The sequence below is a fragment of the Sphingomonas parva (ex Maeng et al. 2020) genome (genome assembly GCF_004564275.1).
Classification (GTDB): domain Bacteria; phylum Pseudomonadota; class Alphaproteobacteria; order Sphingomonadales; family Sphingomonadaceae; genus Allosphingosinicella; species Allosphingosinicella parva.
Map to the genome: position 1 here is coordinate 76924 of NZ_SPDV01000001.1, position 18627 is coordinate 95550.

The window sequence follows — 18627 nt, forward strand, 5'->3', positions numbered from 1 at the left end:
TGTCGCCAAATGGCGACACCATCAGTGTGACTGCGGTGGTAACGCCGCGCGCGATCGCCTCCAGCTTGGAGGGATCGCGAGCGCGCGACCAAGTGCGGGCGAGTACAGGCGCCGCCTTCGTCTCCGGGCATCTTTGCGGCCGATTGACCGCGGTTCTCGCGAGGCGTAATCTGAAGGCTTGGGGACTATGCCGTTGCATTGCGCGACCTGACGCCTGTCAGGCCGACAGGCAGTCCCTGTGCACCGGCCGATGCGACGGGAGGTCGCTATGCCGACACGTTTCACCCGACATGATTTCCTGATCAAGGACCTCGCAGTCACGATCGCCAACGGCGGCGGCGGCGCCGGCACCTGGATGCCCGGACCCGATGACGAGACTCCGCCCACGCCGATCTCGCCGATCGCCAGCGTGATCGCGAACATGGACCTGATCGAGATGGTGCGCGCCACCATGGCGGACGCGATCAAGGCGAAGAAGTTCGACGAGATCGGCCGCGCCTTCGCCAGCGACGATCCCGGCGGCAATCTGGCGATCCGCACGGCGATCCAGGAAGTGGGGCGGGCGGTCGTCGCCAGTGCGGCTTATGCCGGCCTGCGTGGCGGCTCGGCCGGCATGCCCAACCCCGATTGCGGCGGCACCTCGCTCGAGACGATCCCGCCCACTCTCACTCCCGTCGTCCATATCGGGCGGGCAATGCATCGCGTGACCGACCTGCCGCGGCTGCGCCGACAGCTCGAGCAGACGGTCGACTATCTCGACAAGACCGCGGCTGCGCAGGCGCCGCGCGGCGCCGAGGTCGCTGCGGTCAGAACCCAGCTCGAGGGCGCCCTCAAGGCGCTTCCGGTCCGCTAGGCGGGGCGGAGACGTGACCGGCCGCCTGGCGGGACTGTCGCTGGCGGGTCTGCGGCTGGCTGCCGCAGGCCTGCCGGCGCCGTCGGAAACCCTCGCCAGGCGGCTCTACCGCTTCGGTACCTATCCGCGCGGCCCGGCGATCGAGCGAGACTTCGGGCTCGACGACGAGCCGATGTCCGTGCTCGGCCTGGCGCGCGGCGGCAGCGCCCGGCGATGCCTGGAGGCGGCGTTCGAGGCGACGAGCTTCCCCGGCTGGTTCTCCTTCGCGCGCGGCGATGCGCCGCGCGTCGTGGCGACGTGCAAGCTCTACGTCAGCCCGCTGCCGCAGGCGCTTCCGGGAGCGTTCCCGGTGGTGGCGGAGGCGTTCGCGGGCGGCGGCGTGCGCTCGTTCAAGGTGGGCAGGGGCCTGGAAGGCCTGCTGCGGCCGGACAAGATCGTCGCCTATTTCGACGACCCAGGCCATCTCCGCGAGGTCGCCCGCACCCTGGGCGCGTTGCTGAGCGGCTGCCCGGCCCAGGGCACGCCCTTTACGGCAGACCTCGGCGGCGATGGACTGCTGTCGTGGGGCGCCGATCCTGCCGGCGGCGAGGGCGGCGTCAGCTGGCGAAGCTGGATCACGCGCCGGCTCGCGGCAGGGCTGACGCAGGCGGGGCCGGCGGACCCCGTCAGCGCTGCGCTTCGCGACATCGCGCAGGCCGGAGTCGATCCGGTGCGCTGGGCGCCGGCCGGGGGCTCGCTGCAATGAACGCGCCGAGCCAGCTCAGCGGCGCCGCGGACGTCACCGAGACGCTCTTCCTGCTCCCCCGGGACGTGAAGTGCCTGAAGGTGGCCGAGCTTACCGCCAGGCTCCGCGACAGGATCGGGCCGGTCGCGCCCGGGCAGACGGTGATCACGCGGCCGGGCTTTCGCCTTATCCCGCGGCTCGTTCCAGAGCCGCTGGCTGCTCTGGTCGAGGAGTTCCGGCAGCCCAGCCTGATCACCGATGCAATCCTCCGTTTCGGCCGGGAACATGGCGAGGATCCGGCGGTGATTCTGGAGCAGGCGTTCGACGCGCTGGCGACCTTGATCCAGGGGCGGATCCTCGTTCCTGCGGAGTCCGCCGCCGCCGACAGCATTGCGCCCAGCCTCGGCGCCGGCCAGGCCTTCGCCTGCTACGAGATCGACTTCCTCGTTCGCGCGCAGGACGACAGTGAGATCTACAAGGCACGCGATGCGGCGGGCGAGGCGGTCGCGCTGAAGATCGGCCGCGCCGACCGGCCCGAGATGCGCGCGGTGCTGCAGTACGAGGCGCGGGTGCTCGAATCGCTCGGTGGCGAGGTCTCGCCGCGCTTCCACGGCTGCGGCATGGACGGCGGGAGACCCTATGTCGCGATGGAATATTGCGAAGGCACCAGCATCGCGACCGCCGCGCAACAGGCACGCGCGGCCGGCGACCGCGACGCGCTCCATCATCTCGTCGGATCGCTCTTCGTGGCTTACGCGCGGCTGCACGGCGCAGGCGTCCTCCACGGCGACGTGCACACCGGCAATTGCATGGTGCGGGAGGACAAGAGCATCGTCATCCTCGACTTCGGGGCGGCGATCCGGATCGGGGAGGGCGCCGCCGCGTCGCGCGGCGGTATTCCGCACTTCCACGATCCCGACATGGCCGGAGCGATGTTGCGCGGGCGGATGCCGCCACCCGCTACGCCCGCCTCCGAGCAATATGCCCTGTGCGTGCTCGCCTATCTGCTCCTCACCGGCCTCCACCCGATGCAGAGCATTGCGGTGCAGGACGAGCTGCTCCGCCAGATCGTCCGCCGCCCACCTTTGCCATTCGCGGCGCGCGGCGTTGCCGCCTGGCCGAAGGCGGAGGCAGTGCTCGCCCGCGGGCTGGCCAAACGGTCTGAACGGCGCTTCGCCAGCGTCGCGGCGCTCGCCGCGGCCTGGCGCGCGATTTCCCTTCCGAAGGCGGCAGACCCGCGGCCGGCTCTCGATGCTGCGCTGGCCCCGCTCCGGGATACAGCTGCGTCGGCGCTGCCGCCGCTTGATCGCGCCTGGCTGGCGTTGCGGGCGGCGCTCGCCCTTGGCGACGGGGAGCTTCTCGCCGCCGCGGAGATGTGGATCGGCAAGGCCGAAGGCGGCTGGGCGGCGCAGGCGGTGGCGGCGCAGATCGCCCGGGCTCAGTCCGACCATCGTGCCGAGCAGCGCGCCATCGCAGCCTTCATCGCGGCCGCCGGCGCCGTGCGGGCCGGCGAGCGAAGGCCTGCCACGCTCGCCGCGGCGGAGGTGCTTGACGGCATCGGAGGGCGGCCCGTGGATGCCTCCGCGCTCGTCACCTGGGCGACTGTGCAGGTCGCGCGAAACGAGGTGGGCGTCGCTGACGCCAATGCGACGATAGGGCTCCGTGCCGCCCTCGCGCTCGGCCGCGCCAGAGCGTTGCCCTATCCCGAGGATCTCGGCCGCCGCCTCGGCCGTGCGGCAGCGGATGGGCGAGGCGATCCCTGGCTCTGGGCGGACGCGCATTTCGCCCTCGGCACGGCGCGCTTCCGCCGCCTGGCGCTCGCCGCGCCGCGCCCTGAGACGCGAACAGGCGCAGCGTTCGCTGCGTTGCGGCTCCACCAGCTGACCGGCAGCCCCCGCTGGATCGCGGCGGCGCGGGGAGCGCTCCTCGCTCCCGCAGAGGGAGCAGACCTGTTCGATGCCTTGCTCGCCGTTGAGCTGAAGGCGCCGGAGCGGGCGGTGCTTCCCGCTTTCCTGCTGCCGCGCGTGCTGGGCGGATCGGCTTAGCCCGACGCGGCCTCCTTCCCCGGCGAGCCGGGCTTTGCCCAGCCGAAAACGGTGCGGCCGCCATATTCGTGGCTGCGCCGCCGTTCCTCGGCAGTGAACGTTTCGAGCGACGGGCCGGTGGCGTGACGCTCCAGGCGTCGCGCCTGCTCGTCGAGGCGGCGGGTTGCGCCGAGCTTCTCCTCCTCGCCGAGCCGGGCGGCGGCGACCGCGGTCTTCAGCACGCCGATCGTCTTGTCGTAGACCTTCAGCGGAACGGGGAAGGGATGGCCATCCTTGCCGCCATGGGCGAGGGAGAAGCGGCCGGGATCGGCGAAGCGGCAGGGCGCGCCGTGGATCACCTCGGCGACCATGGCGAGCGACGCGACGGTCCGCGCGCCCACACCCGGCACGAGCAGGAGATCGGCAAAGTCCTTGGGCCCGCGGTCGGCCGCCGCGGCGAGGCTGGCGTGGAGGCGGCGCACGATGACGTCGTCGGCGCGCAGATCGTGGTGATCGGGCAGGACGAGATGAGGCAGGATCGGCTCGGCGTCCGCGGCGGGCGAGGGCGGCACCGTGGCGCGGCGCAGCGCCGCGGCTTCGCGGGCGAGCCGATCCGGGCCGAGCGCGGCCAGCAGATCGAGCTGCGCGCGGCGCGAGGCTTCGGCGCGGCGATCGGCGAGGTTGACGATATTGCCCTGCTCGCGTCCTTCGATTGCGGCATGCGGCGAGTCGACGAAGCTCTCCAGGCCTTCGGACAGCCAGTGGTAGCGGCGCGCCGTTCGGCGTGCGCCGTTCATGCCCTGCTGCACGACCGTCCATTTGCCGTCGTCGGTGACGATGAAGCCGTGGAGGTAGAGATCGAAGCCGTCCTGGACGGCGGCGCTGTCGACCTTCGCCACCAGCCGGCTCGCGGTGGCGAGGCCGCTGCCGTCGAGACCGGCCCGCTCGCTGGCGGCGACCAGCTCCGCCGGCGTCTGGCGGGAATGGCGGCCGCGGCCGCCGCAGACGTGGATGCCGAGCTCGCCGGCGAGCGGGTTGAGGCCGCGCTTCAGCGCACCGATGACGCTGGTGGTGATTCCGGAGGAATGCCAGTCCATTCCCATCACCGCCCCGAACGACTGGAACCAGAAAGGGTGGGCGAGCCGGCGCAGGAATTCGTCCCGGCCGTAATGATGGACGATCGCCTGGGTCATCACCGCGCCGAGCCGGGTCATGCGCTCGCCGAGCCAGGCGGGAACCCGGCCCCCGTGCAGCGGCAGGACGGCGCTGCCCGATCTTTGCGCCATGTCGACGGACTCCAGGAACAGAGATGGAACGGATAGCAGGCCTTCCATCGGCCCGCCAGCCCGTTCGACCTCTGACGGAGCGGGAAAAGCTCAGTTCGGCTTGAGAGCGTCCCGCAAGCGGCGGCGGCCGAGCGGCGGCTCCTGCTGGAGCTCGCCCCGGTTCATGATGTCCTGACGCAGCTCGGCGCGTTTCTCGTGGATCGAGGCGATCACCGGGCCCATCGCGATGCCCAGCTCGACCAGCACGGCTTCCGAAAGCTGGAGCGAGGCCTCGAGCGTCTCCGGTACCGCATCGGTGGCACCCGCCCGGTAGAGCTCGGCGGCATGGCCGGCGTCGCGGGCGCGTGCCACGATGGTAAGACCGGGACACCAGGCGCGAACCTTCTTGGTGAGACGGACGGTCAGCACCGGATCGTCCATCGTCAGGATCAGCGCCGCAGCATGACCGAGGTTCAGCCGGTCCATCATCTCCGGCCGCGCGACATCGCCGAACACCACCGGTACGCCGCGGCGGCGCGCCTTGGCGACGTTGTCGATGTTGGAATCGACCGCGACGAAGGTGCGGCCGTGACGGGTCAGCATGTCGGCGACGAGCCGTCCCACCCGGCCGTAGCCGATGATCACGACCCGCGGCTCCTTCAGGTCGCTGGTGACGGCCTCGCTTTCCGGATCGACATGGACGTCGACCCGGCGGGCCGCGTCGCGCCCGATCCGGGCGAGGAGCGGCGTGATGGTGAGGCCGAGCGCCGTCACGATCGTCCAGAAGGCGGCAGTGTCGGCGGCGATCAGACCGGCGGCCGAGGCGGTGGCGAGAACGATCAGCGTCGTCTCGGAGGGCGAGGCCATCAGCAGGCCGGTCTCCGCCGCAACCGATTTCCGCGAGCCGGAGAAGCGAAGCAGGGCGCCGGTGACCGCCGCCTTCACCAGCACGACGGCGACGAGGGCAAGCAGCAGTTTCTCCCACGCCGCGGCGATGGCGCGCACGTCGAGGCTCATGCCGACGGTGATCAGGAAGACGCCGAGCGCGAGACCGCGAAACGGGGCGGTGATGACCTCGACCTCGCTCGAATAATCGGTCTCGGCGATCAGGATGCCCGCCACGATCGCGCCGACGATCGGCGACAGGCCGACGGCGGTGGACGCGAGGCTCGACGCGATCACGACGAGCAGGCTGATCGACAGGAACAGCTCGGGACTCTTGGTGCGGGCGGCCTGGCCGAACAGACGCGGCAGCAGCACCCGGCCGAGGACGAGCATCGCGCCGATCAGTAGCGCGCCGAGCACGATCGTGCGGACGAGACCCGCCCATCCCGCATCCGACGCCTGCGGGGCGAGCGCGCCGAGGAAGAAGATGATCGGGACGATCGCGAGATCCTCGAACAGCAGCATCGCGAAGGCCGGACGCCCGATCGGGCCAGTCGTCCCTACCATCGGCAGCACCAGCGCCGTCGAGGAGAGGGCAAGCGCGAGGCCGAGCGCCGCCGCTCCGCCGCTGCTGTGGCCGAACAGGTAGAGCGCGCCGCCGATCAGCAGGGCGGAGAGGATCAGCTCGCCCGCGCCGAGGCCGAAGACCAGCCGGCGCATGCCCCACAGACGGCGGAAGCTGAGCTCCAGGCCGATCGAGAAGAGAAGGAGGATGAGTCCGAACTCGGCGAACGGCTCGATCGCGTGCGGATTGCTGATCGTGAGGTAGCCGAGCCAGGGCTGGTCGGCGACGAGCGAGCCGAGCCCCTTGGGACCGGCGAGGATGCCGACGAGGATGAACCCGATGACGGGGCTGACCCGGACCCGGGCGAAAGCGGGAATGACGATGCCGGCGGCGCCGAGGATGACGAGGGCGTCGCTGAGCGGAGTGGTCTGGAATTGTGCGGCCATCTTGCCTTTATGCATCCTCTCACGCGATTGTCAGCCTCATGGCGGCCGAGGTCGATCTTTGCATCGTGGGCGGCGGCCCGGCCGGCATGGTGGCGGGGCTGCTGTTCGCGCGCGCCGGCCTGCGCGTCACCGTTCTCGAGAAGCATGCGGACTTCCTGCGCGATTTCCGGGGCGACACCGTCCATCCCTCAACGCTCCGGATCTTTTCCGATCTCGGCCTGCTGGACCGCCTGCTCGCCCGTCCGCACGACAAGGTGCGCACGATCGGCGCCACTGTCGGCGGCCGCCAGCTCGCCTTCGCGGACCTCTCGGCCTTCGATCCGCGGTGGAACTTCATCGCGATGATGCCGCAATGGGAGTTTCTCGATTTCGTCGCCGAGGAGGCGCGTCGCTTCCCCGGGTTCGAGCTGATCATGGAAGCGGAGGCGACCGGCCTGGTCATGGCCGCCGACCGCGTCGCCGGCGTGCGCTACCGCGACTGCGCCGGCATAGAGCATGCGCTCACCGCGCGCCTGGTGATCGCGTCCGACGGCAGGCGCTCGGTGCTGCGCGGCGCGGCGGCGCTCCGCGTTCGCGACCTCGGTGCACCGATCGACGTTTTCTGGTTCCGTATCCCCAAGGTCCGCACCGGCGACAATCGCAGCGGCGGCATCTTCGAGCCGGGTCGGATCATCGCGATGATCGACCGCGGCGACTATTGGCAGTGCGCCTAGGTGTTTCCGAAAGGGGAAGCGGAGCGGGTGCAGGAAGAGGGGATCGAGGCCTTTCGCGCCGACGTCGCCCGCGCGGCGCCGACGCTCGGCGAGGGCGCCGATGCCCTGCGAAGCTGGGACGACGTCAAGCTGCTGACCGTTACGCTCGACCGGCTCGAGCGCTGGCACAGACCGGGCCTGCTCGTGATCGGCGATGCGGCGCACGCCATGTCCCCGATCGGCGGCGTGGGGATCAACGTCGCCATCCAGGATGCGGTCGCGGCGGCGAACATCCTGGCCGCGCCGATGGCGCGCGGCATCGATCAGGATCCGTTGCTCGCGAAGATCGAGAAGCGCCGGCTGCCCGCGGTCCGAGTGATCCAGGGGTTGCAGGCGGCCGCGCAGCGCCGGATCATCTCGCCCCTGCTGCAACGAAAAGCGGGAGCGATGAAACCACCGCTCCCGCTTCGTCTGCTCGATCGACTCCCGGTCCTGCGCCGCCTGCCTGCTGCCCTTATCGGCTTCGGCTACAGGGCGGAACGAGTCCGGTCACCCAAGGCTTAGGCGCTGGCGCCCATCTTCTTCTCGAGGTTGACGCGGATCGCCTCGAAGAACTGCTCGGTGGTCATCCACGCCTGATCCGGACCGATCAGGATGGCGAGATCCTTGGTCATCTGGCCCTGCTCGACCGTCTCGATGCAGACCCGCTCCAGCGTCTCGGCGAACTCGGTGACCTCGGGCGTTCCGTCGAACTTGCCGCGGTACTTGAGGCCGCCGGTCCAGGCGAAGATCGAGGCGATCGGGTTGGTCGAGGTCGCCTTGCCCTGCTGGTGCATGCGATAGTGGCGGGTGACCGTGCCGTGCGCCGCCTCGGCCTCCACCGTCTTGCCGTCGGGAGTCATCAGGATCGAAGTCATCAGGCCCAGCGAGCCGAAGCCCTGGGCGACCTGGTCCGACTGGACGTCACCGTCATAATTCTTGCACGCCCAGACGAACTTGCCGGACCATTTCAGGGCGGAGGCGACCATGTCGTCGATCAGGCGGTGCTGATATTCGATGCCGGCGGCGTCGAACTGCTCCTTGAACTCGGCCTCGAACGTCTCCTGGAAGATGTCCTTGAAGCGGCCGTCATAGGCCTTGAGGATCGTGTTCTTGGTCGAGAGATAGACCGGCCAGTTGCGGTTCAGGCCGTAGTTGAAGCTGGCGCGGGCGAAATCGCGGATCGACTCGTCGAGATTGTACATGCCCATGGCGACGCCGGCGGCGGGGAAGTCGAACACCTCCTCCTCGATCCGCTGGCCATCCTCGCCTTCCCAGATCATCTTCAATTTGCCCGCGCCGGGCACCTTGAAGTCGGTCGCCTTGTACTGGTCGCCGAAGGCGTGGCGGCCGACGACGATCGGGTCGGTCCAGCCCGGGATCAGGCGCGGGACGTTCTGGATGACGATCGGCTCGCGGAAGACGACGCCGCCGAGGATGTTGCGGATCGTGCCGTTGGGCGACTTCCACATCTTCTTGAGCTTGAACTCCTCGACACGCGCCTCGTCGGGGGTGATCGTCGCGCACTTCACGCCGACGCCGTACTTCTTGATCGCGTTGGCGGATTCGACCGTGATCTTGTCCTCGGTCTCGTCGCGCTTCTCCACTCCGAGATCGAAGTAGATGAGATCGACGTCGAGATAGGGGAGGATCAGCCGCTCGCGGATCCACTGCCAGATGATCCGGGTCATCTCGTCGCCGTCGAGCTCGACGACCGGGTTCTTCACTTTGATCTTGGCCATGCGGGGTGCGCTTTCCTTGGCTCGTGCTGGAGTTGCGGCGCCGTGTAGGCCGTGGCGCGCGCCCGATCAACCGGAAGGGAATCGCTTGCGGTTGTCACCCGCGGAACGCGCTTGTAGAGGCGGGCCATGACCTCGCTCGAAAAGCCGGACCTCGTCACGACGAACGTCCGCTACCGCATGCCGAACGTCCACCCGGAAGGGCGCAAGTTCGTCGTCATCGCCGCAGCGATCGCGCTCGTCTTCTTCTGGCTGATCGACTGGGACTGGATCGGCTGGATCATGACCGGCATCACTCTGTGGGTCGCCGCCTTCTTCCGCGATCCGATCCGCACCACGCCGAAAGGGGAGGGACTGGTGATCGCGCCTGCCGACGGCATGGTGACGATGATCGCGACGGTGCCGCCGCCCCCGGAAATGCGTGGTCCCGACATGCTCGGCGACGATCCCCTGACCCGGGTCTCGATCTTCATGAGCGTGTTCGACGTGCACATCAATCGCGCGCCGATCAGCGGCGAGATCAAGCGGGTGATCTATGTCGCCGGCAAGTTCCTCAACGCCGATCTCGACAAGGCCAGCGAGGACAATGAGCGCAACCACTTCCTGGTCGAGGGAGCCGACGGAACGCGGATCGGCTTCACCCAGATCGCCGGCCTCGTCGCGCGGCGGATCGTGCCCTGGTCGCGGGTCGGTGATCATGTCGTCGCCGGGCAAAGGGTGGGCCTGATCCGCTTCGGCAGCCGCGTCGATGTCTATCTTCCGGCCGGCACCTCGTCCCAGGTCCTGCTCGGCCAGCGCACCATCGCCGGTGAGACGGTGATCGCCAAAATCGGCGTCGCCCAGGCGCTGGAGGGCGTCGCTCAGTGATCGGGCCCGCGCGCGAGCGGCGGGGCATCCCGCTCCGCGCCGTCGTCCCCAACGCCGTGACGGCGCTGGCGCTCTGCTCGGGCCTCAGCGGCGTCCGCTTCGCCATCGCCGAGGATTGGGAGAAGGCGATCGCCGCGATCCTGATCGCCGCGGTGCTCGACGGCATGGACGGCCGGATCGCGCGGATGCTGAAGGGGCAGAGCCGCTTCGGAGCCGAGCTCGATTCCCTGTCCGACGTGATCGCGTTCGGCGTCTCGCCGGCGATCATCGTCCATCTCTGGGCGCTGCAATATCTGCCGCGCTTCGGCTGGCTGTTCGCCCTTGCTTATGCGGTGTGCGCAGCGCTGCGCCTGGCGCGCTTCAACGCCAATATCGACGTGGAGGAGCAGCCGCACAAATCGGCCGGCTTCCTCACCGGCGTGCCGGCGCCGGCCGGCGCCGCGCTTCTCCTGCTTCCGACCTATCTGTGGATCGCGAGCGGGCGCGAATGGGACTGGCTTCATGACCGCTACGGCATCGCGGCCTGGGCTGCGATCTGCGCCTTCCTGATGATCTCGAGCGTCGCCACCTTTTCCTGGGGATCGATCCGGTTGCGGCGAAACGTCCGCTTCACGGCGATCGTCGTGATCGCTCTGGTGGCCGGCGCGCTGGTGACGGCGCCCTGGGAGACGCTGAGCGTCGCCTCGTTCCTCTATCTGGCCTCGATCCCGTTCAGCATCGCCAGCTACGCGCGGGTCAAGAAACAGCGTGCCGCCGCGGCGTCGCCGAGGCCGCTCGCCGAGGGCTGAACTCGCGGCCGAGCTCGCCGCGAAGCGCCGCCACGATCTCGCTCCAGGAGAGCTGCACCACGACGTGAAGCGTGGTGAGGGCGGCGAGCAGAGCGAGCGTGAAGAACAATGCGGACGCGAGGTGAATCACAGCTTTTCCCCTTACTTATCCACAGCGCCCCAACGTCCGGCGCTGCCATTTTGATCCGTTTCCCGGATTGTGCGGCGATGATGTTCCTTATCCGTTCCGCTGTCAACCGTGTCGCGAACGGAATGTTCTCGTCACGTTCCACTCTACGGGTGCGGCCGCAGCCGCTTGATTTCTCAGCGATAAGCCCGTAAGTGCGCGCGCATTCCACATGCAGGGCCATCATACCGGTGGCTGGAGAGCCTGATCGGCTCCCGGTCTTCCGGCCCTGCAGAGGTACAACCGGAAGGAGAAAGACCATGGCGTCCACCGACGTCACCATGCAGCAATTGCTCGAGGCCGGAGCGCATTTCGGCCACCAGACCCACCGCTGGAACCCGAAGATGAAGCCCTACATCTTCGGCGAGCGCAACGGCGTTCACATCATCGATCTGTCGCAGACCGTGCCGCTGTTCGCGCGCGCGCTCGATTTCGTGCGTCAGACCGTCGCCCACGGCGGCAAGGTGCTGTTCGTCGGCACCAAGCGCCAGGCGCAGGATCCGATCGCCGAAGCCGCCCGCCGGTCGGGCCAGCATTTCGTCAACCATCGCTGGCTGGGCGGCATGCTCACCAACTGGAAGACGATCTCGGGGTCGATCAAGCGCTTCAAGAGCCTCGAGGAGCAGCTGTCGGGCGACACCGCCGGCCTCACCAAGAAGGAAGTGCTCCAGCTCACCCGCGAGCGCGACAAGTTCGAGCTCTCGCTCGGCGGCATTCGCGACATGGGCGGTCTTCCGGACGTGATCTTCGTGATCGACGCCAACAAGGAAGAGCTGGCGATCAAGGAAGCCAACGTGCTCGGCATTCCCGTGGTGGCGATCCTCGATTCGAACGTGAGCCCGAACGGCATTGCCTTCCCGGTTCCGGGCAATGACGACGCCAGCCGCGCGATCCGCCTCTATTGCGACGCGGTCGCGGACGCGGTCCTCGCCGGCAAGTCGGGTGGCGCCGCCAACCGCGGCGTCGACATCGGGGCGATGGCCGAGCCGCCGGCGGAAGCCGCGCTGGCCGACGCCTAAGACGTCTGGACGGGGAGGGGCCTCGCCTCTCCCCGATCCACAAATCGGGGCCTTTCGGCCCGGACCCGCCCGAGCGGGCCTTGGCTGAACGGCGGGAGCGACTATCTCCCGCGAGGCCGGCCCGAACGGGCCTTTTCGGCATTCGCGCAGCATTGCGCCGACATACAGGGGATTAGAGACATGGCGGAAATCACGGCCGCAACCGTCAAGGAACTGCGCGAGCGCACCGGCGCCGGCATGATGGACTGCAAGAAGGCGCTGGGCGAAACGCAGGGCGACATGGAAGCGGCCATCGACTGGCTGCGCACCAAGGGCCTTGCCGCGGCCGCCAAGAAGGCCGGCCGCACCGCGGCCGAGGGCCTGGTCGGCGTCGCCGTCTCCGGCACGCGCGGCTCGGTGGTCGAGGTCAATTCCGAGACCGACTTCGTCGCGAAGAACGAGCAGTTCCAGGAGTTCGTCCGCACCGTGGCCGAGCTGGCGCTGACCGCCAACCCGACCGTCGAGGGTCTGCTCGCCGCCAGCTGGCCGGCCGGCGGCACCGTCGAGGAGAAGCTGACGGGTAACATCGCCACGATCGGCGAGAACCAGTCGCTTCGCCGCGCCGCCGTCCTGCAGGTGAACGAGGGCGTCGTGGTGTCCTACGTCCACAATGCTGCGGCGCCCGGCCTCGGCAAGATCGGCGTGCTCGTCGCGCTCGAGAGCAGCGGCGACAAGGCCGCGCTCGAGACGCTCGGCAAGCAGCTCGCCATGCACATTGCCGCGGCGAACCCGCAGGCGCTGCGCGGTGAGGACCTCGATCCGGCGACTGTGGAGCGCGAGCGTGCCATCGCGACCGAGAAGGCGAGCGAGTCCGGCAAGCCGGCCGATATCGTCGCCAAGATGGTCGACGGTGCGATCGCCAAGTTCCGCAAGGAGAACGCCCTGCTCTCGCAGCTCTTCGTCATGGACAACAAGACGAAGGTCGAGGACGTGGTGAAGGCCGAGGCGAAGAACGCCGGCGCAGCCATCGAGCTGAAGGCCTACGTCCGCTTCCAGCTCGGCGAAGGCATCGAGAAGCAGGAGAGCGACTTCGCTGCCGAAGTCGCCGCGGCTGCCGGCAAGGCCGCCTGACCGATCCCCTTCCGCTTTCGGGCGGGAGGGCACTTGAGAAGGGTGGGCCGGATGCAGGAGCGGTGCTCCGCATCCGCCCACCCTTTTCCTTGCCCGCATGCACCGCCGCGGGTGCCCGCGACTTGCGCAAATTGCGTCGGGGAACATGCTTGGCACCGCGAGCTCGCCTGACTAAGGTGCGCGCCGCCTCCACCCTTATCCAGATCGGACCTCGCCCACCCATGACGCGCCCGCGCTTCAACCGCATTCTCCTGAAGCTTTCCGGCGAGGCCTTGATGGGGGAGGGGCAGTTCGGAATCGACCCCGAGACCACCTCGCGAATGGCGCGCGAGATCGCCCAGGCCAAGGAAGCGGGGCACGAGCTCTGCATCGTCGTCGGCGGCGGCAACATCTTCCGCGGGCTCGCCGGCGCCGCCAAGGGCTTCGATCGCGCCAATGCCGATTACATGGGCATGCTGGCGACCGTCATGAACGCGCTCGCGATGCAGAACGCGCTGGAGAAGATCGGCGTCGACACGCGGGTCCAGTCGGCCATTCCGATGGCCAGCATCTCCGAGCCGTACATCCGCCGGCGCGCCGCGCGCCACATGGAGAAGGGCCGGGTGGTGATCTTCGCCGCCGGCACCGGCAATCCCTATTTCACCACCGATACCGCCGCAGCGCTGCGTGCGGCCGAGATGGGCTGCGACGCTTTGTTCAAGGGCACCAGCGTCGACGGCGTCTACGATGCCGATCCCAAGAAGCAGCCGGACGCGCACCGCTACGAGCATATCGGCTTCAACCGTGTGCTCGCCGACGATCTTCGCGTCATGGATGCGAGCGCGGTGGCTTTGTGCCGAGACAACAATATCCCGATCGTCGTCTTCAACATCCGCGAGCAGGGCAATCTCGCCCGCGTGCTCGCCGGTGAGGGGACTGCGACGATCGTTCAGAACGAGGAGTGAGAGATGCCCGCTTATGACAAGGCCGATATCCAGCGGCGCATGCACGGCGCCGTCGAGGCGCTGAAGCACGATCTCGGCGGTCTCAGGACCGGCCGCGCGTCGACCAGCCTGCTCGAGCCGGTCACGGTCGAGGTCTATGGCGCCCACATGCCGCTCAACCAGGTCGCGACCATCTCGGCACCGGAGCCGCGCATGCTGTCCGTGCAGGTCTGGGACCGCTCGAACGTCAGCTCGGTCGAGAAGGCGATCCGCTCGTCCGGCCTGGGCCTCAACCCGATCTCGGAAGGCCAGACGCTGCGCCTGCCGATCCCGGACCTCACCGAGGAGCGCCGCAAGGAGCTCGCCAAGCTCGCCAGCCAATATGCGGAGAAGGCGCGCATCGCCGTCCGCAACGTTCGTCGCGACGGCATGGACGTGCTGAAGCAGGACGAGAAGAAGCACGAGATCAGCGAGGACGAGCGCAAGCGGCTCGAGACCGAGGTCCAGAAGCTGACTGACGATACGATCAAGGAGATCGACGGCGCCATGGCGGCCAAGGAAAAGGAAATCCTTCAGCGGTGATCGGAAAAGCGGCCAGCGCGTCGCAGCGGCCCGAGGCGGAAGGCGCGGAGGCCCAGGGGCCGGCCGGCGGGGGCGTGCCCCGCCACGTTGCCATCATCATGGACGGCAACGGGCGCTGGGCCAAGGCCCGCGGGCTGCCCCGCGCCGCCGGCCACCGACAGGGCGCCGAGGCCGCGCGCAAGGTGCTCCGCGCCGCGGGCGAGGCCGGGGTCGAGTGCCTGACGCTCTACGCCTTCTCGTCGGAGAACTGGCGCCGCCCGGAAGATGAGATCAACGATCTCATGGGCCTGCTGCGCCTCTACATCGCCCGCGAGCTCGGCGCCCTCCACAAGGAGGGAATCCGGATCAAGATCCTCGGCGATCACGGCGTCTTTTCTCCGGAAACGGCGCGGATGGTCGACGAGGCGGTCGCCAAGACCGCCAACAACCAGCGGATGACCCTCGCCATCGCGCTCAACTACGGCTCGCGTCTCGAGCTGGTGAAGGCGGCCCAGACGCTCGCGGCCCGCGCCGCGACAGGCGAGATCGCGCCCTCGGACATCGACGAGGCGGCGCTGGAAGCTTCGCTCGACACGGCGGACCTGCCGCCGCTCGACCTGCTCATTCGCACCTCGGGCGAGCATCGCCTGTCCAATTTCCTGCTCTGGCAGGCGGCTTATGCCGAGCTGCTGTTCGTCGACACTCTCTGGCCCGATTTCGACGGCGACGCCCTCCGGGCGGCGCTGCGGGCCTTCGCCGGCCGCGAACGCCGCTTCGGTGGCCGATGAGCGAGCCGGCGGCGAAAGCGGCATCGGACCTCACTACCCGCTTCGCGGCGGGCGTCGTGATGATCGCCGTGGCCTGCACCGCCATCTATTTCGGGGGTTGGCTGTTCAGGCTGCTGGTCGCGGCGGCCGCGGCGGTGATGCTGATCGAATGGGGCGACATGCACCGCGTCCGCAGAGGCTGGAGCTGGGCGGGGTGCGCATTGCTCGTCGCAGCCCTGCTCGGGCTCGGCGAGTGGCTCTATCCGGTCGGTGAGATCGACCTGATCGACGGGGTCGAGGCGATCAGCCTCGAGAGCTTCGACCAGATCTGGGCCGGCTTTGCGGTCCTGGCGGGCATCGCCGCGCTCTACACCGTGTTCACCCGGCGGCTGTCGATGGGCTGGGGCTTTCTCTACGTCGCCATTCCGTCGTTCGCGCTGCTGGTGCTGCAATGGGCGCGCTACGACATCGTCTTCTGGCTGATGCTGGTCACCTGGTCGACCGACATCTTCGCCTATTTCGCCGGCCGCAGCATCGGCGGACCGAAGCTCGCGCCGCGGATCAGCCCCAACAAGACCTGGTCGGGCCTGCTGGGCGGCATGGCAGGGGCGGGCGTGATCGGCGCAGTGGCCGCCATCCTGTGCGGCCTCGGCCCGGTGTTCGCGATCGCCGGCGCCCCGCTCGGGCTGCTCGCGCAGCTCGGCGATCTCTACGAGAGCAAGGTGAAGCGCCGCCTCGGCGTCAAGGACAGCGGCAGCCTGCTTCCCGGGCACGGCGGCGTTCTCGATCGCGTCGACGGGCTGCTCCCGGTAGTGTTGGCGACCCTGGGGCTTCTGCTTCTCGTCCTGGCGATGCCGTGACCGCGCCGCGCAGCGTCACGATCCTCGGGGCGACCGGCTCGGTCGGCCGCTCGACGCTCGACCTCATCGCGCGCCATCCCGAGGCTTATCGCGTGATCGCCTTGACGGCGAACCGCGACGTTGCGGGTCTTGCCGAGGCGGCCCGTCGGGTCGGCGCGTCCCGCGCCGTAGTCGCCGACTCCGCGGCGCTCCCGGCCCTGCGCGAGGCGCTGCAGGGCAGCGGCATCGCGGCCGAGGGCGGCGAGGAGGCGGTGCTCGCCGCCGCGGGGTCGGGCGCGGACTGGACGATGGCAGCGATCGTCGGCACGGCCGGTCTTCGGCCGACCATGGCTGCCCTCCGCGGCGGCCGCACCGTCGCCCTCGCCAACAAGGAATCGCTCGTCTCCGCCGGCGCCCTGATGACCGAGGCGGCAAAGGCGAGCGGCGCAACGCTGCTTCCGGTCGATTCCGAGCACAATGCGGTGTTCCAGTGCTTCGAAGCGGAGCGGCCGCAGGCGGTACGCCGCATCATCCTCACCGCCAGCGGTGGCCCGTTCCGCACGCGCAGCCTCGAAGAGATGCGCGGGATGACCCCGGCCCAGGCGGTCGCGCATCCCAATTGGTCGATGGGCGCGAAGATCTCGGTCGATTCCGCGACGCTGATGAACAAGGGGCTCGAGCTGATCGAGGCCTATCATCTGTTCCCGCTGGAGGCGGACGCGTTCGACGTCGTCATCCACCCCCAGTCGGTCATCCACAGCCTCGTCGAATATGTCGACGGATCGGTGCTGGCGCAGCTCGGCGCCCCCGACATGCGCATCCCGATCGCTTATACTCTCGCCTGGCCGGAGCGGATGGCGACACCCTGTGAGCGTCTGGACCTGGTCCGGATCGGCAGCCTTGCCTTCGAGGCGCCGGATCTCACCCGCTTCCCGGCCCTCGGACTGGCCCGCGATGCGCTGCGCGAAGGCGGTGCCGCGCCGGCGATACTCAATGCCGCCAACGAGATAGCCGTCGCCTCCTTCCTTGAAGGATCGATCGGCTTTCTCGATATTGCTTCTATCTCGGCCGAAACTTTGCGATGTTGCACGCCACCATCGCCGGCCTCGGTCGAGGAAGTGCTCGAGATCGACCGAGAGGCGCGCGCCGTGGCGGACGGCGTCAAACGAAGGTACATGCGTTGAACAGCGGCAACCCCGGCTTCCTCTGGACCGTGCTGAGCTTCCTGCTCGTCATCGGTCCGCTGATCTTCATCCACGAGCTCGGCCATTATCTCGTCGGCCGGTGGTTCGGGGTGAAGGCGGAAGTGTTCTCGATCGGCTTCGGACGCGAGCTCGCCGGCTGGACCGATCGGCGCGGCACCCGCTGGAAGCTGTGCTGGCTCCCGCTCGGCGGCTATGTGAAGTTCGCCGGCGACATGAACCCGGCCAGTCAGCCGAGCGCCGAGTGGCTCGCATTGCCTCCGGAAGAGCGAGCGCGGACCTTCCAGGCCAAACCGGTTTGGCAGCGCTTCCTGATCGTCGCGGCCGGGCCGGTGACCAATTTCCTGCTCGCCATCCTGATCTTCTGCGGCTTCCTGATGGCCTATGGCGAGCCGCGGACGCCGGCGGTAATCGCCGCCATCGAGCCGGGATCCGCCGCCGCTGCCGCCGGCCTGCGCCCGGGAGATCGCATTACCGCGATCGACGGGAGCGCGATCGGCCGCTTCGAGGACATCGCCAACTACGTCGTCCTGCGGCCGGGGGAGAGGCTTCGCATCTCTTACCAGCGTGATGGACGGGCCGGCGAGACGGTGGCGGTGGCGAAGGCGGCCGTGGAACGCGACAATTTCGGCAATCAGTTCAAGCGCGGCAAGCTCGGCGTGGGCCCCGGTGCACGGGTTCTCGAGCCGGTGTCGATCGGCGGCGCCCTGTCCGGCGGCGTGCGGATGACCGGTCAGATCGTCTCCACCACGGTCGAGGGGCTGGAGCAGATCATCACCGGGCGGCGCTCGGTGAAGGAGCTGGGCGGACCGCTGAAGATCGCCAAATTCTCGGGTGAGCAGGCCAGCCTGGGCATCCTGGCGTTCCTGTGGTTCGTGGCCGTGATCTCCATTAATCTCGGCTTCATCAACCTCTTGCCAATCCCGATGCTCGATGGTGGCCATCTGCTCCTTTACGCAATCGAGGGCGTGCGCCGGAAACCGCTCCGTCCGGAGGCTCAGGAATGGGCGTTCCGCACGGGTCTTGCGGCTCTTCTCGCGCTGATGGTCTTCGTCACGTTGAACGACCTGGCGTCTTTTGGACTGCTCACCAAGCTTGGCGGCTTGATCGACTGAGCGTGATCGGGCAGGGCTTGAGGCGACAGGGAAACGGG

The 18627-nt window shown here is 68.8% G+C and carries 19 protein-coding genes; 15 read left to right on the plus strand and 4 right to left on the minus strand.

What is annotated here, in order from left to right; genetic code table 11:
- The first annotated feature begins 268 nt into the window (after window positions 1-268).
- From E2493_RS00345 to E2493_RS00350, 3 genes are read left to right on the plus strand one after another with little or no spacing between them, the layout of a single operon-like run.
- On the plus strand, window positions 269-853 hold the full coding sequence (locus tag E2493_RS00345; RefSeq protein WP_135082565.1) for a hypothetical protein: 585 nt from the start codon (window positions 269-271) through the stop codon (window positions 851-853).
- A gap of 13 nt (window positions 854-866) precedes the next feature.
- On the plus strand, window positions 867-1598 hold the full coding sequence (locus E2493_RS20965; protein WP_167737313.1) for a hypothetical protein: 732 nt from the start codon (window positions 867-869) through the stop codon (window positions 1596-1598).
- Window positions 1595-3622 (plus strand): serine/threonine protein kinase, encoded by a 2028-nt coding sequence (locus E2493_RS00350; RefSeq protein ID WP_167737314.1) that lies wholly within the window; start codon window positions 1595-1597, stop codon window positions 3620-3622. The genes E2493_RS20965 and E2493_RS00350 overlap by 4 nt, the downstream gene beginning before the upstream one ends.
- Here the strand turns inward: E2493_RS00350 and E2493_RS00355 are convergent.
- Both E2493_RS00355 and E2493_RS00360 read right to left on the minus strand, forming a co-directional pair.
- Entirely contained in the window at window positions 3619-4887 is a 1269-nt protein-coding gene (locus E2493_RS00355) for a DUF763 domain-containing protein (protein ID WP_135082569.1), read from the minus strand. The two genes, E2493_RS00350 and E2493_RS00355, sit on opposite strands and share 4 nt — an antisense overlap.
- Window positions 4888-4977: 90 nt before the next feature.
- Window positions 4978-6762 (minus strand): cation:proton antiporter domain-containing protein, encoded by a 1785-nt coding sequence (locus E2493_RS00360; protein ID WP_135082571.1) that lies wholly within the window; start codon window positions 6760-6762, stop codon window positions 4978-4980.
- Between the two features lie 38 nt (window positions 6763-6800).
- Here E2493_RS00360 and E2493_RS21645 point away from each other — a divergent pair, with 38 nt between their 5' ends.
- Both E2493_RS21645 and E2493_RS21650 read left to right on the plus strand, forming a co-directional pair.
- Window positions 6801-7475 carry an FAD-dependent monooxygenase gene (locus E2493_RS21645; protein WP_225421048.1) on the plus strand — a complete coding sequence of 225 codons (675 nt, stop codon included), beginning with the start codon at window positions 6801-6803 and terminating at the stop codon, window positions 7473-7475.
- Window positions 7476-8018, plus strand: coding sequence for an FAD-dependent monooxygenase (locus E2493_RS21650; RefSeq protein ID WP_225421049.1), 543 nt, complete (start codon window positions 7476-7478; stop codon window positions 8016-8018).
- Here the strand turns inward: E2493_RS21650 and E2493_RS00370 are convergent.
- Window positions 8015-9235 (minus strand): NADP-dependent isocitrate dehydrogenase, encoded by a 1221-nt coding sequence (locus E2493_RS00370; protein ID WP_135082573.1) that lies wholly within the window; start codon window positions 9233-9235, stop codon window positions 8015-8017. The genes E2493_RS21650 and E2493_RS00370 overlap by 4 nt on opposite strands.
- A gap of 126 nt (window positions 9236-9361) precedes the next feature.
- Between E2493_RS00370 and E2493_RS00375 the strand changes: the two genes are divergently transcribed.
- Window positions 9362-10099, plus strand: a complete 738-nt coding sequence (locus E2493_RS00375) for a phosphatidylserine decarboxylase (RefSeq protein WP_135082575.1) — start codon at window positions 9362-9364, stop codon at window positions 10097-10099.
- Window positions 10096-10887 (plus strand): CDP-alcohol phosphatidyltransferase family protein, encoded by a 792-nt coding sequence (locus tag E2493_RS00380; protein WP_135082577.1) that lies wholly within the window; start codon window positions 10096-10098, stop codon window positions 10885-10887. The genes E2493_RS00375 and E2493_RS00380 overlap by 4 nt, the downstream gene beginning before the upstream one ends.
- On the opposite strand, the gene E2493_RS00385 is transcribed toward E2493_RS00380, so the two are convergent.
- Window positions 10835-11017: a hypothetical protein gene (locus E2493_RS00385; RefSeq protein ID WP_135082580.1), complete on the minus strand. Its 183-nt coding sequence runs from the start codon at window positions 11015-11017 to the stop codon at window positions 10835-10837. The genes E2493_RS00380 and E2493_RS00385 overlap by 53 nt on opposite strands.
- Before the next feature lie 296 nt (window positions 11018-11313).
- Between E2493_RS00385 and rpsB the strand changes: the two genes are divergently transcribed.
- From rpsB to rseP, 8 genes are all read left to right on the plus strand, one after another.
- The gene (gene rpsB / locus E2493_RS00390; RefSeq protein WP_135082582.1) at window positions 11314-12072 is read left to right on the plus strand and encodes a 30S ribosomal protein S2; all 759 of its coding nucleotides are present in this window, start codon (window positions 11314-11316) and stop codon (window positions 12070-12072) included.
- A gap of 180 nt (window positions 12073-12252) precedes the next feature.
- Complete coding sequence (gene tsf / locus E2493_RS00395) at window positions 12253-13182, plus strand: translation elongation factor Ts (RefSeq protein ID WP_135082584.1); 930 nt, start codon at window positions 12253-12255, stop codon at window positions 13180-13182.
- Between the two features lie 221 nt (window positions 13183-13403).
- Complete coding sequence (gene pyrH, locus E2493_RS00400) at window positions 13404-14126, plus strand: UMP kinase (RefSeq protein WP_135082586.1); 723 nt, start codon at window positions 13404-13406, stop codon at window positions 14124-14126.
- A 3-nt stretch (window positions 14127-14129) separates the two neighbouring features.
- Window positions 14130-14687, plus strand: a complete 558-nt coding sequence (gene frr, locus E2493_RS00405; RefSeq protein ID WP_135082588.1) for a ribosome recycling factor — start codon at window positions 14130-14132, stop codon at window positions 14685-14687.
- A complete protein-coding gene (locus E2493_RS00410) occupies window positions 14687-15454 on the plus strand; it encodes an isoprenyl transferase (RefSeq protein WP_135082858.1) in 768 nt (255 codons plus the stop codon). Before frr ends, E2493_RS00410 begins: the two co-directional genes overlap by 1 nt.
- Window positions 15451-16293 carry a phosphatidate cytidylyltransferase gene (locus E2493_RS00415; RefSeq protein ID WP_135082590.1) on the plus strand — a complete coding sequence of 281 codons (843 nt, stop codon included), beginning with the start codon at window positions 15451-15453 and terminating at the stop codon, window positions 16291-16293. Before E2493_RS00410 ends, E2493_RS00415 begins: the two co-directional genes overlap by 4 nt.
- A complete protein-coding gene (locus E2493_RS00420) occupies window positions 16290-17456 on the plus strand; it encodes a 1-deoxy-D-xylulose-5-phosphate reductoisomerase (RefSeq protein ID WP_135082592.1) in 1167 nt (388 codons plus the stop codon). Before E2493_RS00415 ends, E2493_RS00420 begins: the two co-directional genes overlap by 4 nt.
- Window positions 17453-18589, plus strand: a complete 1137-nt coding sequence (rseP, locus tag E2493_RS00425; RefSeq protein WP_225421051.1) for an RIP metalloprotease RseP — start codon at window positions 17453-17455, stop codon at window positions 18587-18589. The genes E2493_RS00420 and rseP overlap by 4 nt, the downstream gene beginning before the upstream one ends.
- Window positions 18590-18627: the final 38 nt, after the last annotated feature.